Source organism: Acinetobacter sp. Tol 5 (assembly GCF_019702905.1).
GTDB classification, from domain to species: Bacteria; Pseudomonadota; Gammaproteobacteria; order Pseudomonadales; family Moraxellaceae; genus Acinetobacter; species Acinetobacter bereziniae.
The window spans coordinates 2,419,953-2,437,323 of sequence record NZ_AP024708.1 but is presented as its reverse complement, the minus strand read 5'-3'; the positions used below and the strand labels follow the sequence as shown (position 1 = coordinate 2,437,323).

The following is a 17,371-nucleotide window of genomic DNA, read 5'->3' as shown; positions in this document are numbered from 1 at the left end:
GGCGTGAAAACGTCCTTCTTACAGCGATTTCTAGCTGAATTTGTTAAGATACTGGTTTGTATTGTTTATGGGTTGAGTTTTAAACATGTTAACGAAGATAGCAGCTTTATTTAAAAACAATAGAAACTCAGCGGAACAAGCTTTTTTACAACAACATCATATTCAAATTGATGCTGAAAATGGTTTTGTTGTTGATGGTATAGTTTTAAATACAGAATTGGCGGAACGACTTGAATACTTTTCTAATCGTAAACTGAATAATTTTGATGATTTGCAGGCACTGTTTTATAAAGCAATCTTGATCAATGAAAAGATTGATTTAGAAATTGCCTCTGGTCGTTATGTCGCTCGATTAGGCAATACTGAAGAAAATCTAAAGCAGTTTAAAGAAATTGTTCGGAAACTAAATGATTACTATAAAGAATTTAAAAGAGAAAAATAAATCATTATATAAATGTTAGGCTCCATGACGATTATTAACTTTTCGCAAAATGTATATTCATAGATATAGATAAATGATTTGAAATATGTGCGGAAAGTTTTTTAATGATGACAAGAACCAGAAAAGGTAGATAATGTTAATTGCAAATAATTGGGTTGAAGTTGTTGAGCTAGCTGGAGAATTTATTCAATTTCTAGAGGGTGATAATTTTTTTAGTCAACCTTATACATCGAATAAAGATTATTTTATTACTTCAGACATCAGCTTAGCGATGGATTTTGCAACGGACAATAGTTGGGAGAAATTTACAGATTGGGAAACAGTCATTGACTCACAGTTTCCAGAAGATTTTGATTGGAAATTGAATTCAAGAATTGATTATCAATTACAGCAAAATAACTATTACGATTTGTTCACAAAAAATTTGAATGGATTACTTGAAAAGTGGACAACATTTGATGGAATAGGAATAGCTCACGAATTAATCATGCATGATATCGGTTATATTTTTAATTGTTATGCAAATGGCTATTTTCCACCGATTTGGCAAGAGATTTTACAGGTTTATTATGCAGGCGGTCTGCCTTGTGGTTGGCGTGGGTTTTATCCTGATGGGAAATTAGTCGTATTTAGTCATCAGCCAAATAAATTGAACAAAGAAAATCACTGAACTCAACAAAGTCATCATGTTAAACTATGACTTATGTCTTTTAGACCCGATACAAATATGTTTAAACAAGAAATCTCTGACCTTAATTTAAAACAATTGAAAGCAGGCGAAAAGCGCTGGATTGGTACAATGCTTGGTTCTTCTGCTGCCTTACTTTTTAAGGAAATAACGGAGAAGTCTGAGCAACTGTTTGTGCTGGTCGCGCGTAATAATCAGCACTTAACACAACTTGAAAGTGAACTTGAATTTTATGGTGTTAAACCGACAATTTTTCCGGATTGGGAAATATTGCCATATGATCGTTTATCACCTCATCAAGATATTGTGTCTGAACGGCTGTCTATTCTTGCCAATATGCCCCAAAAAGGTATTTTATTGGTGTCTGCTACAACTTTGGCACAGCGTGTTGCACCCACATCATGGATTTTAGGGGAACATTTCGATATTAAGGTTGGTCAGAAGTTTGATTTAGAACAACAAAAATTAAAACTAGTTCAAGCAGGTTACCATTTGGTCGATACGGTTTATGATCACGGTGAGTTTGCGGTACGCGGTAGCATCATGGATATCTATGCATCTGGGCAAAGTGCACCGATTCGTATAGATCTGTTTGATGATGAAATCGACAGTTTAAAATTTTTTGATCCTGAGACCCAAAGAACCACAACAAAACTTGAGCATTTCACTGTATTACCCGCAAAAGAATTTCCTTTAAAAGAAGCACGCTCTATATTTAGAGATCGCTATGCGGAAAGCTTTCCAACAGCAAATCCTAAGAAAAATCCAATTTATCAAGATGTATTAGAGGGAATTGCATCGCCAGGATTAGACTTTTATTTTCCATTATTTTTTACCCAAACTGCAATGCAGACACAAAGTTGTTTGACATCGTACTTACCAAGCAATGCAATTGTCATTACAGATAAGTATATTGAGGACGGTTTAATTCAGTTTTGGGCAGATGTCATGCGTCGTTATGAAGATAGACGGCACAATATTGATCAGCCATTGCTGCCACCTGAAGAAATTTTTATACAACCCAATCAGCTGTTTGAACAGTTGAATCAATTTGCAAGAATTATTGCGTCTACAGAGCAGATTGAATTAAAAGCAGGCTGTATTAATTTATCTGTTGAAATACCGCCAAAATTACCTGTTGATCCGAAGCAAGAGCAACCTTTTAAGGTCGTCAAGCAATATGTCGATGATGCCAATCATCCTGTGTTATTGGTGGCCGAAAGTGCTGGACGTCGTGAAACCTTAAAAGATGCGTTAAGAGCAAGTTTAGGGGAAATTCCTGTTGTAGAGAATTTCCAAATTTTTCAGCAATCAAATTTTTCCGTTGCGATCACTAACGCGCCTTTAGACCGTGGTCTAGTGATTAGTGATGAGTTGTCGGTAATTTCTGAAAATCAGCTTTATGAACATCGCGTTGTACAGCGCCGTCGTAAGCGTCAACAGGAAGTTTCAGAAGAGTTTTTGATTCGAAGTTTGACTGAACTGAATATTGGGGCACCTGTGGTTCATATCGATCATGGTGTTGGTCGTTATGCGGGTTTGGTTACACTGAATATCGATGATCAGGATTATGAGTTTTTGCAACTCAACTATGCAGATGATGCAAAAGTTTATGTGCCTGTGACAAATCTACATCTTATTAGTCGTTTTAGTGGTGGTGATCCAGACTTAGCGCCTTTGCATAAGCTTGGAACTGATGCATGGAACAAAGCGAAACGAAAAGCCCTCGAACAAATTCACGATGTCGCTGCTGAATTATTACATATTCAAGCGCGACGCCAGTCAAAACCGGGTATCAGTTTTGAATTGGATCAAAGTGCATATATGCAGTTTTCCAGTGGCTTTGCCTATGAAGAAACGCTAGATCAAGCCAATGCAATTGAAGCAACATTGTATGATATGCAACAAGCCAAACCGATGGATCGCTTGGTCTGTGGTGATGTGGGATTTGGTAAAACAGAAGTTGCGATGCGAGCAGCCTTTGTTGCCGTTCAGAACAATCGACAAGTGGCGGTTCTTGTTCCAACCACATTGTTGGCACAACAACATTATGAATCCTTTAAAGACCGATTTGCTGATTGGCCCATCCGTGTTGAAGTACTTTCACGTTTTGGTACCAGTAAAAGTCATGTCAAAACAATTGAGGATTTGGTCGAGGGAAAAGTTGATATTGTCATTGGAACCCACAAAATTCTTCAGGAAAATGTGCAATTCAAAAACTTAGGTTTGATGATTGTGGATGAAGAGCATCGTTTTGGTGTGCGAGATAAAGAGCGCATTAAAGCCATGCGTGCTGATGTCGATATGCTGACATTGACAGCTACACCGATTCCGCGGACGCTGAATATGGCATTTGGGGGAATGCGTGATCTTTCGATCATTGCAACGCCACCGGCACGCCGTTTAGCTGTGAAAACTTTTGTCAATGAGCAAACCAATGAAACCATGAAGGAAGCAATTTTGCGTGAATTGCTTCGTGGCGGTCAGGTCTACATCTTACATAATGAAGTAGATACCATTGAACGTGCTGCAGAGAATATTCGTCAATTGGTTCCTGAGGCACGTGTCGCTGTTGCACATGGTCAAATGCGTGAGCGTGAATTAGAACAAGTCATGCAGCAGTTTTATCATAAAGAATATAATGTCTTGGTGTGTTCGACCATTATTGAAACCGGAATTGATGTCCCGAATGCCAATACGATTATCATTGAACGTGCTGACAAGCTAGGGCTTGCGCAATTACATCAGCTACGTGGTCGTGTAGGGCGCTCACATCATCAAGCGTATGCATATTTGATGGTACCTTCGCTTAAAGGTCTAAAAGGTGATGCAGAAAAACGTTTAGACGCAATTTCAAGAGCATCAAATCTTGGTGCTGGTTTTATGTTAGCGACAGAGGATTTAGAAATACGTGGCGCTGGTGAGTTACTGGGTGAACAACAAAGTGGTTCAATGAATGCTATCGGTTATAGTTTATACATGGAAATGTTGGCCAAAGCGACGAAAGCAATTCAACAAGGTAAAACGCCTAATTTTGATACACCACTTTCGCTCACCTCTGAAATTACTTTACACATGCCAGCATTAATACCTGATGAATACTTAGGTGATGTACATCAACGACTGATGTTCTACAAACGGATCAGTAATACAGATACAGCCGACAAATTAGACAATATTCGGATGGAGCTGATAGACCGTTTCGGTGTGCCACCACAGCCCGTCAAGCAGTTATTTAGTGTGCATCAAATCCGTATCAAGGCAGAGCAGTTAGAAATCACCAAAATTGATATCGGGGCACATGGTGGGGTGATTGAATTTTCACCTGATACACCCGTGCAAGCAATCAGTATCATTCAAATGATGCAAAAACATCCGACCTGGTTCCGTATGGAAGGTGGTCAACGTCTGAAAGTGATGGTGATGTTGGAAGAATATGAGAAGCGCATTCAGTTTGTGCAAGATTTATTGAATAACTTGCTTGCTGAATTAAAGCGTTAATTTATCAATATGTTGAAGATGAATAATCTTTATTCAGAACTGAGAAAAAATCATGAAATTTTTTCAGAGATGATCTTGAAAAAAAACAATGATTCTATAAAGTGTAATTGTGATCAGGTTCAAAGCAAACTGTGTTTATTTGTACCGAAACACGAGATAATCAATATTCACACGAAAACCGATGTGTTAGTATTAGCCATCCTTTTAATTTTGCGTCATTTATAAAGATATGTTTAGTTTGCATCCACAACTTGCTCAAGATACTTTTTTTGTAGGCGACTTTCCGCTTTCAACATGTCGTTTAATGAATGATATGCAATTTCCGTGGTTAATTCTTATTCCACGTGTACCTGGTATCACTGAATTATATGAATTGAGTCAAGCTGATCAAGAACAATTTTTGCGTGAGTCGAGCTGGTTATCTAGTCAACTGTCACGTGTTTTCCGCGCTGACAAGATGAATGTGGCTGCATTGGGTAATATGGTCCCACAATTGCATTTTCATCATGTCGTGCGTTATCAAAATGATGTAGCTTGGCCTAAGCCTGTATTTGGTTTACAAGCTGTTCCATATACCAATGAAGTGTTGGCACATATGCGTCAGACATTAATGTTGGCATTGCGTGGTCAAGGTGATATGCCGTTTGATTGGCGTATGGACTAAGTTTTTAAAACAGCACAAGGGAAGTGTTTAATAAAATGACATTCGAGGTAAAATATTTTGCCATTTGAACGTATGTTAGATAAAGAGCCTAAGCAATTTGAAATATTCCAGCGCTTTATGGGATATTTGATTATTGCACTGCTTGTTATCATTTATTATTTTACTTCTCCTGTTGCTAACTATCAGTTCTATGTTCCCTTTTTTATTGGTTTTATTTTCTTAGCCAGTCCCAAATTTTCTCGATGGCTGGAATATTCATACGGCTCAAAAATCCGTAAAAATATCTATTTTTTGGTGGATGTTATTGTTGTTTCGACAGCATTAGCAGCAGTACATTTAAGTCTAGTTGTTTCTTTTGTACTTTTATTTGCGCTGATCTATACCGCCATCAACAGTAAAATTTCTTTCATGATGGCTTCTTTGGCTATCTTGATTGCTTTCATTGTTTTCTATACCAATATTATTTTCATTTTTGGCTTTTACGATTATTTCCAACAAACCAGCCCTGAACTTTCTGTGCTGTCTTTTATTGGAATTATTTTGTTTGTTAATATCGGTAATTATTATCAAAATCGTCGTATTAAAAGTGTAGAAATCAAAAAAAATACCTATTTTAATGAAATGAATCGCTACATTGAGTTGTCAAATCAACTCAGTCGCTATGCTCCATTGCAGCTTTGGCAAGCGATCATGCGTGGCGATACCGAAGCGAAAATTGAATATAAACGTAAAAAGATCACTGTTTTCTTTTCAGATATTCAGGGCTTTACTGAGTTATCAGAAACATTAATTCCTGATGATTTGGCATTTGTACTCAATGATTATCTCAGTCATATGACTGAAATTGCCAAGCAATATGGTGCGACAATTGATAAATTCATGGGCGATGCGATTCTGATTTTCTTTGGTGATCCAGATTCACAAGGTGTGGAACAGGATGCTAAAAACTGCATCGATATGGCAATTGCCATGCGACAGCAAATGAAGTTTCTACGTGAACGTTGGGTGAAAATGGGCTATGCGCCATTGCATATCCGTATGGGGGTAAGTACAGGCTATTGTCACGTTGGAAATTACGGTGCTGTACATCGTATGGCTTATACAATTGTTGGTCGCGATGCAAATTTGGCAGCGCGTTTACAGTACGCTGCGGATATTGATGAAATTCTTGTTTCAGATGAAACCTATAAATTGATTAAAAATGATTATCTCTGTGCGCCAAAATCACCAATTGAATTAAAAGGTATTCAAGGTAAAGTGAGAACTTGGCAGGTCATGGAGAAATACTCAGCCAGTAAAAATGAAAATCAGCAATGGTTTGACTATGAATATAAAGGTTTTCATTTGGTGCTTAATTTAGAAGAAGTGCAAAACTTTGAGTATCCAGAGCTGGTTGAAGTACTTGAAAAAATGGTCGATCGTATTAAAGTTCAGCAGCGACTGACCAATGCGCAAGGTGTTGCAAGACTAAATGCTGAAGATGAAATTCGCTAGGCAGGTTTAAAATTTTACATTGAACATTTAAGTCTGTTGTTATCACTTAAAGACTGAGCAATAAGTAAAAGCAAATAAAAACCACTCATGTTGAGTGGTTTTTATTTGCTTTTTATTCAGCACTTTTAAAAATTATTTAGTGGTTTTCAGAAGCATGGTTAATGGTGTATTTAGGAATTTCAACTTCCATATCTTCATCCGTGATTTTAACTTGGCAAGAAAGTCGTGAGTCAGGTTCTAAGCCCCAAGCACGATCAAGTAAATCCGCTTCAATATCATCCATTTCTTCAAGTGCATCAAAACCTTTGCGTACAATGACATGACATGTTGTACATGCCTTAGACATATCGCAGGCATGTTCAATTTTAATACCATTGCTTAATAAGCTTTGGCAAAGATTGGCATTTGGTTCAACTTCAAACTCAGCACCATTTGGACAAATTGTTGCATGAGGTAGTACTTTAATACGTGGCATAGTCTTTACCTTAAAAATTAGTTTGAGTTTGACCAGTCATCAAGTTTAGTGCCTTTGAGCGCTTGATCGATATGCTGATTCATTCGTTCTGCAGCAAAAGCATCACTATGAATTTTTAATTGCTCAACAGCATGTTCGATAGATTTGATATCGTCTGTTTCAAGCTGTACTTTTAAATGTTCGGCTGCAAGATTTAATCCTTGCAATTGTTCTGGATCGAGTAATTTGCTGTCCACTTTCAATGCTTGTTCTAATGCCTCGAGTTCACGACGAGCCTCAACCTTTGTTTCATTCAAGTGACGTAAATGCTTGTCTTCTTCAGCGAACTTATAACCATCAATTAAAAGGCGTTCGGTATCTGCTTCTGAAAGACCGTAAGAAGGTTTGATGTCAATCTTGGCATGAACACCAGAAGTGGTTTCTTTTGCAGACACAGAAAGTAAACCATCGGCATCAACTTGGAATGTCACTTCTATACGCGCCTGACCAGCGGTCATAGGTGGAATGCCATGTAATACAAAGCGCCCTAAGCTACGACAGTGCTCGACCAAATCACGTTCACCTTGAACAACATGAATCAACATGGCAGTTTGACCATCTTGATAGGTCGTGAATTCTTGACGGCGTGCTACAGGGATTGCCGTATTGCGAGAAATTAGACGCTCAACCAGCCCACCCATGGTTTCAAGACCCAGTGAAAGAGGGGTTACATCGAGCAGTAATGAACCATCTTTTGAATTACCAATCAGTTGATTCGCTGTGATAGACGCTCCAATGGCAACGACTTCATCAGGATTAATTGTACACAGTGGTTCTTGGTTAAATACTTCACGAACGGCTTTTTGAACAGCATAAGAACGAGTAGAGCCACCTACAAGTACCACATTTTGAATATCATCAAGTGTAAGCTTTGCATCGCGCATTACGCGTTTACATACACTTATTGTTTTATCAAGTGCTACTTGGATAATTTGTTCAAAGGTTGCGCGATCTAGTGTAAGATGGTGTGTCAGTACTTTTATATCAACAGATTCTGCATCACTCAAGCCTTCTTTGGCTTTGCGTGCAGAAACTATGAAATGTGCATATTCTGCATCATCCAAGGTCTCAATATTAAGTTGTTTTTTTGCCCATTTCACAATTAAACGATCTAAATCATCGCCGCCGAGTGCAGTATGACCGCCTGTGGCTAAAACTTCAAAAACGCCTTGCGAGAAACGTAGGATAGAAACGTCAAAAGTACCGCCACCTAAATCGTAGATGACGTAATTACGATCTGTTGCAAGGTTGGTGTCTTGATCTAAACCATAGGCTACGGCTGCCGCAGTAGGTTCGTTTAATAAGCGTAATACATTCAGCCCCGCCAATTCTGCTGCATCACGTGTTGCTTGGCGCTGAGCTTCATCGAAATATGCAGGAACTGTAATGACAGCACCATTTACAGGATTACTTAGACTCTTTTCAGCACGATCTTTTAATTGCTTTAAAATTTCAGCTGAGATTTCTACAGGTGTTTTTCGACCTTGTGTGGTTTCAAAAGTCGGCATTTCATTATCCGCGCCTGTTAAAGTATGCGGATGTTGAAATTTAATATCAGCTTTTGAACGCCCCATAAAACGTTTTACAGAAACGATCGTATTTTTAGGATCAGTTGTGATGAATGGTTTTGCTGCATCACCGTATTCTGTTGAGTTTTTAGAGTAATGCACAATAGAGGGAAGTAACACACGACCTTGTTCATCATTCAGTACTTTGGCTTTGCCTGAAAGTACTGTAGCAACCAACGAATGCGTTGTACCCAAGTCTATTCCAATGGCAATACGGTGTTCGTGTGGCGCACTTGATTGTCCTGGTTCAGCAATTTGCAAGAGTGCCATTTGTTACATCCTTAAAATAAAAGCTAAAAAACAAAGTCATGTTCAACATGTAGTTAAAATTAAAAGTTACAAATCATCATCTAAGCTAAAATCTTCATCATCAAGAAGTTGATCTTCGGCTTTATCAATATCATTCATGACTTTTTGGAAAAAACGCAATTTTCGTACAGTATCACGTGCTTCAGCCCAGTCTTCTTCATCAAAATCAATTTTGAATTCCCGGACTAAGCCCTCGATCCATTGTTGCACTTCTTTTTTTAGAGAATGCAACTGTTCTGTATCGGTTGCTTCATCGAGTTGTTCACGAATTTCGAGGGCAGACTGCAAAAATTCAAAATCATTAATGGATTGATCTAAGTGATGATCTTGCTTTTTGAGTGAAAGTAAATATGCTGCACGGCTATCTACATGAGATAGGGCTTTATACGCTTGATTAATCTCACTCGATTTAATTAAAGCTTTGTCTTTATCATCCGATTTATCAGGATGATATTGCTGTTGCAAGTTTAAGAAATTAGCTTTTAATGTTGCTAAATCAATATCGAGTGCTTCAGGGAGATCGAACAACTCAAAATGACTCATGGGAGATACTCATCCACGATGTTTTACAAGAAAACAGGGTAATTAAATATGATTAAAACAGTGCAAGACACTGTTTTAACATGAAAAAAGTGCAGGGTGATTATACAGTGAAAGATTCACCACAACCACATTCACCTTTTTTATTGGGGTTATTGAACTCGAAACCTTCATTGAGACCATTTTTTACATAGTCCATTTCCATGCCATCGAGATACACCAAGCTTTTAGGGTCTACAAAAACTTTAACACCAAACTGTTCAAAAATTTGATCATGTTCATCGATATCATCAACAAACTCAAGTACATATGCCAAACCAGAACAGCCTGAAGTTTTCACACCAAGACGAATACCTTCACCCTTACCGCGATTCTTTAAGTAATTGCTGATATGAGTTGCAGCATTTTCAGTTAAATTGATCATGAAAACTCCATTAAAAAATTATCTGTAAAAACTTAAGCAACAGATATTAAGCTTTAGTTTTCTTGCTACGGTAATCTTCAACAGCAGCTTTGATTGCATCTTCTGCAAGTACAGAACAGTGCACTTTTACAGGAGGAAGAGCAAGTTCAGTTGCGATATCAATATTTTTAATCGCTTGTGCTTCGTCTAAAGTTTTACCTTTTAACCATTCGGTGACTAATGAGCTGGATGCAATTGCAGAGCCACAACCATAAGTCTTAAAGCGTGCTTCTTCGATCACACCATTGTCATTTACTTGGATCTGTAAACGCATCACATCGCCACATGCAGGTGCACCCACCATACCTGTACCAACATTTTCTGCATTTTTATCCAAAACACCAACATTACGAGGGTTTTCGTAATGATCAATTACTTTTTCACTATAAGCCATGATGCTTCTCCAAACCTCGGGGTCAGCGTTGATAATATGTATTGCTACAGTCTAATATGGTGGCATTTCACTGATTTTCAATAAAATGCCGTGTTTGATTTTAGAAACTTAGTGTTCAGCCCATTCAACTGAATTTAAGTCGATACCTTCTTTGTACATATCCCAAAGCGGAGAAAGTTCACGTAATTTCTCTACAGCAGCTTTAGAAATTTTAATCACATGGTCAATGTCTTCTTCAGTTGTATAATGACCGAAGCTGAAACGAATTGAGCTATGCGCTAATTCATCAGAAAGACCAAGTGCGCGAAGCACATAAGATGGTTCAAGTGTTGCAGATGTACATGCTGAACCTGATGAAACCGCAACATCTTTCAATGCCATCATCAATGATTCGCCTTCAACAAAGTTGAAACTTACATTTAAGTAGTTTGCAACGTTATATTCAGGATGACCATTTAAGAACACTTGTTCTAAATCTTGTAAACCATTCCAAAGCTTGTCACGAAGTACACGTAAGCGCGCTTGTTCTGCATGTAAGTTTTTACCTGCAAGTTCAAATGCTTCACCCATACCCACAATCTGGTGAGTAGCAAGTGTGCCTGAACGCATACCACGTTCATGACCACCACCGTGAATTTGTGCTTTAAGACGTACGCGAGGGCTACGACGTACAAATAATGCACCGATACCTTTAGGTCCATAAACTTTATGACCAGAGAAGCTCATCAAGTCTACTTTCATGGTTGAAAGATCAATTTCAACTTTACCAGCAGCTTGCGCAGCATCTACATGGAAGTAAGTTTTGTTGGCGCGAGTAAGTTCACCAATCGCAGCAACATCAGTTACTGTACCGATTTCATTATTCACCATCATTAATGAAACAAGAATGGTGTCTGGACGAAGTGCAGCTTGAACCATTTCTGGCGTAATTAAACCTGTTCTAGGTTCTGGTTCAAGATAAGTAATCTCAAAACCTTCTTCTTCCAATTCACGGCAGGTATCTAAAATTGCTTTATGTTCAATTTTACTGGTGATGATATGTTTGCCTTTCGAACCATAAAATTGAGCAATACCTTTTAGCGCAAGGTTATCAGATTCAGTAGCACCTGATGTCCATACGATTTCTCGTGGATCAGCTTTAACTAAATTTGCGACTTGTTCACGTGCATATTCAACTTTTTCTTCAGCTTGCCATCCATAAGCATGAGAGCGAGAAGCTGCATTTCCGAAGGTACCATCAAAGGTTAAACACTCCATCATGCGTTCTGCTACTTGAGGATCAACAGGCGTAGTTGCTGCATAGTCAAGATAAATCGGACGTTTCATGTCAAATACCTGTAACCGATAAAAGGGCTGAATCATGTGGTGCTGAATTTTGGCGAACCGCAACGGTTTGTACATTGTCGCGTGCGACTAAATCGGCAAGGGTGATTTTAGCTAAATAATCGGCAATATGGAGAGAGAGTTCTTGCCATAAATCGTGAGTTAAACACATCGCACCATTTTGGCAATTGCCTTTATGATCACAACGAGTTGCATCCACAGTTTCATTTACAGCTTCAATAATTTCTAAGACAGTAATTTCTTCAGCATGACGCGCTAAGTGATAGCCACCATTCGCGCCACGAACACTTGAAACTAAGCCATGACGCTTTAATTTAGCGAACAATTGTTCAAGATAAGCGACAGAGATCGTTTGGCGGGCTGCAATTTCTGCAAGCGTAATCGTTTGTTCAGTAGGCTGCAATGCTAGGTCGAGTAGTGCAGTCACTGCATAGCGACCGCGAGTAGTTAGGCGCATGATTCGATACACATGTTTTAGACTAGATGTATGAATTTTATGAATCCTGACTAAATTAGTCAAGTATTTTTAAGATTAATTCTGACTAAATTAGTTAGAATTAATTATTATTGTTATAAGAATGAAATCTAATAAAATATTTTACATGAATATTTGCCATAAATTATACATGATTAGTGCAACAAATAGAAAGCCTATTACACCTAAAGCCGTATATAAACGCTGTTGATTTTGCTGCAGACGTCGAACTCGATTTTGATATTGCTTTACCTCTACCTGAAGGGTGTTGATCTTTGAACGTTGTTGATCAATTTTTTCAAGTAAGGGTGCAATACGTTTTTTTGATGCACGTGTCTGACTGTCATCATCAGGATGAGTTAACCACTGTTTCCAATCGGACAAGAGTTTGGGTGCAGTTAAATGAATGACCAGATCACGAAATTGATCTTTCACCATATCACTGCCTTCCAAACGCATTTTTTTCATACTACGGCGATTGGCAAAAACAAAAATCTGAATTAAATCAATTAATGTGCTACTCACAGAAAGATCGACAGGTTTTTCTGGCGCTTGCAAGTCAAACAAAATGCCACGGTCTGTAAATTGAATATAGAAATCAAAATAAGGAATGTAACTATTTATCTTGATGGTCATTTGCTGTTCGACAAATTTTTTAGCTTGTAAGCGAACAACACGATCATGTTTTAATACAAAAGAATAAATGGTTTCCAAGATAATCATGACAATGTTTAGCAACAAACGAGAGTGACCTTGCTTTTGTTGCGATTCATTCATAAAACATTCCTATAACAAATTGAGAATCCAATCTCTAAAATAACTTTGAAACAATTTCATCCGTGATATGAAACACATTATTTCAACAATCATATAAAAAAAATAATTGAATGACCATTGTTGAATTGGCAAGTGTTCCTTAACATTAAACAATTACTTTGCTTTTGTAGAACAGTTTAGCAAAAGGTTCAATAGTTTTATTTGATATTATAGATATATTTTCTACATAATTTGGTCATATAGGTCATTAAAAGCTGGAGTTTTGGGCAAATGGAGCAGGATATGAAAAAGAGCAATAAAGAACAATTGGGTCTTCAGGAAGACCAAAATGAACAGCATGTATCACATACAAAACCTAGACATCATAAAAAATCAGCATTGGATTTTAGAAAATATACCAAACAAATTTGGTTGGCCGGGTTGGGGGCTTTTTCGCGCGCAGAAGAAGAAGGCAATAAATTATTTGACTCTTTAGTCAAAGTCGGAGAAGAGCTTGAATCAAAAACGGTTGAAGTTACTGATCAAACAGTGAACAAAGTGTCGGAGAAAACTAAAGAGTCTGTCACAGAAACTAAGGACAAGGTAGAAAAGCTTCTCGATCATGGCGTAAATCATTCGCTTAATCGAATTGGTTTGGTCACTGCAAAGGATCTTCAGCACCTAGAGAACTTAATAATGCAATTACACCACAAGGTGGATGCCTTAGTAGAAGAGAACCAAAACTTACGCGAGCAGTTGCTCAAAAAATGAAATAATTGGGGTGAATCAAAAAAAAAACTCATTTTTAGTCGTAATTTTTGAGAAAAGCGTGTTTGGAGTCTTGCGTTTCCCCCCAAAGCATTGCTATAAAGTCGTCATGGCCTTTGATCTACAGCCTTGGAACTTAAACAAACGAAATAAGAGGACGTAATCTTCATGAATAAATCAGAATTAATCGATGCGATTGCAGAAAAAGGGGGATTGTCAAAGTCTGATGCAGGTAAAGCATTAGATGCGACTATTGCTTCAATTGGTGAAGCGCTTAAAAAAGGCGACACAGTGACTTTAGTAGGCTTTGGTACTTTTAGTGTTAAAGACCGCGCTGCACGTACTGGTCGTAACCCTAAAACTGGTGAAGAGCTTCAGATTAAAGCAAGCAAAGTACCTAGCTTTAAAGCTGGTAAAGGCTTAAAAGACTCAGTAGCTTAATCTGAGCTTATCGAAAGCGCGCCCTCGTGGCGCGTTTTTTATGAAATAAAATTAAATTATCAGTGATTGCTCGTTCATTCATTTCACAATTTCAGTTAGAATCCTTACGAAATATAATATTGGAATACTCATGGAATCGTTTCGCACTCTCATAAGGGGCTGGTTTGGTAAAGTTCTCCTTGTGTTATTTTTAGCGCCATTTGCCGTGGTCGGTATTGAAGGTTATTTCAGTGGTGGGCAAAAAGCAGATGTCGCTAAAACTGTTAATGGTCAAGATATTTCTAAAAAAGAGTTAGAAACGGTCACCAAAAGCTATACGGATCAATTATTGGCAAATCCTAGTGTGCATGGGGACGAGTCACTGTTGAATAAAGAATTTATTGCAAATAAAGCACTTGATTATCTGATCAGTCAAAGCCTTTTAAGACAACAGGCAGATAAATTAGGTGTGACATTAAGCGACACTCAAATTGAACAGAAAATTGCACAGATTCCTGCTTTTCAGGAAAATGGTAAATTTTCGAATAATCTATATGCGAATTATTTACGTTCACAAGGCTTAACCAGTCAGGCATTTATTCAGAATATTCGTCAAGATTTTGCATTGAGTATTCTGAGTTCAACGATTTCAGATAATGCTTTGATTAGTAAATCTGATATTCAACAAATTGCTAATCTTCAATCTGAACAACGTGAATTATTTTTATCGAGTGTGAAGCTGGATGATTATAAAGCGAATGTTAAAGTGACGAATCAAGAAATTGCGGATTATTACAACAAACATCTCAATAAATTTAAACAGGTTGCGGCTGTAGATGTTGATTATGTTGTGCTTAGTCCTGCGACATTGACTCAACCAAATGCTGCGGTGTCTGATGCGGAGTTAAATCAAGCCTATGCGCAATTTGTAGAAAAATATAAGCAAAATTTAAAGCATGATGTAAAACACATCCTGATTACAACGGATTCACGTAGTCCTGAGCAAGCTGCAACTTTGGCGAATGAGGTTTATGCAAAAATTCAGGCAGGTATGACTTTTGCTCAAGCGGCTGCACAATATTCTGAAGATCCAGATTCTAAAGCAAAAGGTGGTGCACTTGCAGCCTATGCTCCAGGTGTGTTTGGTGCTGATTTTGATAAAGCTGTTGCTTCAACTGCGAATGGTCAAGTGGCGAAACCAGTAAAAACAGAGTTCGGCTATCATATTATTGAAGTCAATACACCCACTGGAACAATTCCATCATTGGAAAGCAAAAAAGCAGAATTAACAGCCGAAGTGCTGAAAAACAAATCTGCAAATTACTTCTCTGATACTGTGAATAGTTTAAATGACCAGGTTGTGAATAGCGATTCGCTTGATGTTGTGGCACAAGCAGTGAAAACAGTACAGGTCCAATCAGCGAAGAATGTGAATTTAGCGACAACCAATCCAGTTTTAGCAGATCCTGCGGTTAAAACGAAATTATTTGCTGAAGATATTAAAAACGGCAATACAACAGCGTCAGGTAATATACAAACTGCCAATGGTGATGTGGTATGGATAAAAGTTCGTAAATACTACCCAGCCGGCACTCAACCTCTGGCTCAGGCAACAGCGCGTGTAAAAGCACAGTTGATTGAACAAAAAGCATTTGATGCAGCACATGCAAAATTAAATGCAATGATTGAAGATTTTAAAAAGTTACCTGCACAAGCAGTGACAGCGAAATACCAATCTAATTTTGTACATGCAGGAACATTTACGCGTTCACAGGGGCTTAAACGCGAAATTGAGCGTGCTGCATTTAGTCAGCCTGTACCAAAAGCAGGTATGTGGTCTGTGACTACTGCGAAGTTACCTGATGAATTGGTTGTTGTAGCGGTTGCCAATGTGAAAAAAGTAGATATTGCCCAAATGAATCCTGCTGAAGTTCAACAGTTGACTCAAATGTACCAAAAATTCCGTGGGGAACAATTGCTTGATGATTATTCTCGTTATTTAAAATCTCAAGCTAAGATTAAATAATTGAGAAAATATCCAATAAAAAAGCGCTTCGGCGCTTTTTTATTGGATTATGTATTCTGGAACTGTCTCGTAAAGTTTTAGAGTTGATTGCGGTATTGACTCGGGCTAAGCTCAAATTGTTTTTTGAATGCTTGACTGAATGCGGTTTCAGAAGAATAGCCCACTTGGTGGGCAATTTGTTGAATAGAGAGTTGACCTTGTTTAAGCAGTTGACTGGCAAGACGTAAACGATGTTGTTGTAAATAAGCCAATGGTGTCTCGCCAATAATTTGGTTAAACAGGCTGGCAAATTTTGAGCGGGACATACAACAGGTTTCAGCTAAACTTTCAACAGTCCAGTTATGTTGGGGTTGGCTATGGATGGCTGCCAAGGCATTTGATAGTTCAGGATGAATCAAAGCATTCAACCAGTTATTATGATCTTGCATTTGCTCAATGTAATCTCGTACAGACTCAATCATTAAAATGCTGACCACATGATCCATGATCTTATTCTTGCCTGCGACAGTTCTACGCGTTTCAGCGGATACAAAATAAAGTCCAATTTTAAGCCACTCAGGTGCTTCATCACTCAGCGCATTTTGAATGTGTAGAAAGGGAGGGAGTGCATTAATTAATGGGCGTGCCATAATGGCATTCATATGGCATCGGACAGTAAGTATTAAAGTTTTTTCCGAGCTTCCCTGACCAAATTCAATGGCATCCTGTCTAAGTCCATCAAACAGAGATTCAATATTTAAGTTTTCGACCAGTTGTGTATTGGGCTGATTTTTTACGGTGTGGGCTAAACCTGCAGGAATTAAAAACATATCACCTGTGTGTAAGGTGACATGCATTGATGGAGAAAACTCTAAATAAGCGTGACCATATAAGACAATATGTGCAATAACAGCTTCTTGTTTAGGGCTTTGAAATGACCAATCCCCTTGCGCTTGAAGATAAATATATTCTGAATGGTTGAGATGAATATCATCAAAAATTTTACTTAAAGCATCCATAAGTATG

General features: G+C 38.0%; 17 protein-coding genes. 8 read left to right on the top strand and 9 right to left on the bottom strand.

The genetic code is table 11. The features are described 5' to 3' along the window. Positions 1 to 85 precede the first annotated feature (85 nt). From TOL5_RS11400 to TOL5_RS11380, 5 genes are all read left to right on the top strand, one after another. On the top strand, positions 86 to 442 hold the full coding sequence (locus tag TOL5_RS11400) for a hypothetical protein (RefSeq protein WP_004830897.1): 357 nt from the start codon (positions 86 to 88) through the stop codon (positions 440 to 442). Between the two features lie 133 nt (positions 443 to 575). Then, positions 576 to 1,112 (top strand): hypothetical protein, encoded by a 537-nt coding sequence (locus tag TOL5_RS11395; protein WP_009585016.1) that lies wholly within the window; start codon positions 576 to 578, stop codon positions 1,110 to 1,112. A 57-nt stretch (positions 1,113 to 1,169) separates the two neighbouring features. Further along, positions 1,170 to 4,631, top strand: coding sequence for a transcription-repair coupling factor (mfd, locus tag TOL5_RS11390; RefSeq protein ID WP_151781523.1), 3,462 nt, complete (start codon positions 1,170 to 1,172; stop codon positions 4,629 to 4,631). A 229-nt stretch (positions 4,632 to 4,860) separates the two neighbouring features. Further along, positions 4,861 to 5,295, top strand: coding sequence for an HIT domain-containing protein (locus TOL5_RS11385; protein WP_004830893.1), 435 nt, complete (start codon positions 4,861 to 4,863; stop codon positions 5,293 to 5,295). Positions 5,296 to 5,352: 57 nt separating this feature from the next. Next, positions 5,353 to 6,789, top strand: a complete 1,437-nt coding sequence (locus tag TOL5_RS11380; protein WP_004830892.1) for an adenylate/guanylate cyclase domain-containing protein — start codon at positions 5,353 to 5,355, stop codon at positions 6,787 to 6,789. Positions 6,790 to 6,925: 136 nt separating this feature from the next. On the opposite strand, the gene fdx is transcribed toward TOL5_RS11380, so the two are convergent. The 8 genes from fdx to TOL5_RS11340 form a co-directional block, all read right to left on the bottom strand. Next, entirely contained in the window at positions 6,926 to 7,264 is a 339-nt protein-coding gene (fdx, locus tag TOL5_RS11375) for an ISC system 2Fe-2S type ferredoxin (RefSeq protein WP_004830890.1), read from the bottom strand. Positions 7,265 to 7,281: 17 nt separating this feature from the next. Next, positions 7,282 to 9,141: a Fe-S protein assembly chaperone HscA gene (gene hscA / locus TOL5_RS11370; RefSeq protein WP_121775714.1), complete on the bottom strand. Its 1,860-nt coding sequence runs from the start codon at positions 9,139 to 9,141 to the stop codon at positions 7,282 to 7,284. Between the two features lie 66 nt (positions 9,142 to 9,207). Further along, the gene (gene hscB / locus TOL5_RS11365; RefSeq protein WP_121775713.1) at positions 9,208 to 9,723 is read right to left on the bottom strand and encodes a Fe-S protein assembly co-chaperone HscB; all 516 of its coding nucleotides are present in this window, start codon (positions 9,721 to 9,723) and stop codon (positions 9,208 to 9,210) included. 100 nt (positions 9,724 to 9,823) lie between these two features. Next, positions 9,824 to 10,144, bottom strand: coding sequence for an iron-sulfur cluster assembly protein IscA (gene iscA / locus TOL5_RS11360; protein WP_004830887.1), 321 nt, complete (start codon positions 10,142 to 10,144; stop codon positions 9,824 to 9,826). 46 nt (positions 10,145 to 10,190) lie between these two features. After that, positions 10,191 to 10,577 carry a Fe-S cluster assembly scaffold IscU gene (gene iscU / locus TOL5_RS11355; protein WP_058971838.1) on the bottom strand — a complete coding sequence of 129 codons (387 nt, stop codon included), beginning with the start codon at positions 10,575 to 10,577 and terminating at the stop codon, positions 10,191 to 10,193. A 108-nt stretch (positions 10,578 to 10,685) separates the two neighbouring features. Further along, the gene (locus tag TOL5_RS11350; RefSeq protein ID WP_004830885.1) at positions 10,686 to 11,903 is read right to left on the bottom strand and encodes an IscS subfamily cysteine desulfurase; all 1,218 of its coding nucleotides are present in this window, start codon (positions 11,901 to 11,903) and stop codon (positions 10,686 to 10,688) included. A 1-nt stretch (position 11,904) separates the two neighbouring features. Then, positions 11,905 to 12,378: an Rrf2 family transcriptional regulator gene (locus tag TOL5_RS11345; protein WP_004830884.1), complete on the bottom strand. Its 474-nt coding sequence runs from the start codon at positions 12,376 to 12,378 to the stop codon at positions 11,905 to 11,907. Between the two features lie 141 nt (positions 12,379 to 12,519). Then, positions 12,520 to 13,173 (bottom strand): hypothetical protein, encoded by a 654-nt coding sequence (locus TOL5_RS11340; RefSeq protein WP_004830883.1) that lies wholly within the window; start codon positions 13,171 to 13,173, stop codon positions 12,520 to 12,522. A 270-nt stretch (positions 13,174 to 13,443) separates the two neighbouring features. On the opposite strand from TOL5_RS11340, the gene TOL5_RS11335 reads away from it, so the two are divergent. From TOL5_RS11335 to TOL5_RS11325, 3 genes are all read left to right on the top strand, one after another. Next, positions 13,444 to 13,923, top strand: a complete 480-nt coding sequence (locus TOL5_RS11335) for a phasin family protein (RefSeq protein WP_121775711.1) — start codon at positions 13,444 to 13,446, stop codon at positions 13,921 to 13,923. A 165-nt stretch (positions 13,924 to 14,088) separates the two neighbouring features. Beyond that, on the top strand, positions 14,089 to 14,361 hold the full coding sequence (locus tag TOL5_RS11330) for an HU family DNA-binding protein (protein WP_004720620.1): 273 nt from the start codon (positions 14,089 to 14,091) through the stop codon (positions 14,359 to 14,361). Positions 14,362 to 14,491: 130 nt separating this feature from the next. Continuing rightward, the gene (locus TOL5_RS11325; RefSeq protein ID WP_121775710.1) at positions 14,492 to 16,366 is read left to right on the top strand and encodes a SurA N-terminal domain-containing protein; all 1,875 of its coding nucleotides are present in this window, start codon (positions 14,492 to 14,494) and stop codon (positions 16,364 to 16,366) included. A gap of 77 nt (positions 16,367 to 16,443) precedes the next feature. On the opposite strand, the gene TOL5_RS11320 is transcribed toward TOL5_RS11325, so the two are convergent. Next, positions 16,444 to 17,364, bottom strand: coding sequence for an AraC family transcriptional regulator (locus TOL5_RS11320; protein ID WP_004830880.1), 921 nt, complete (start codon positions 17,362 to 17,364; stop codon positions 16,444 to 16,446). Between the last annotated feature and the right edge of the window lie 7 nt (positions 17,365 to 17,371).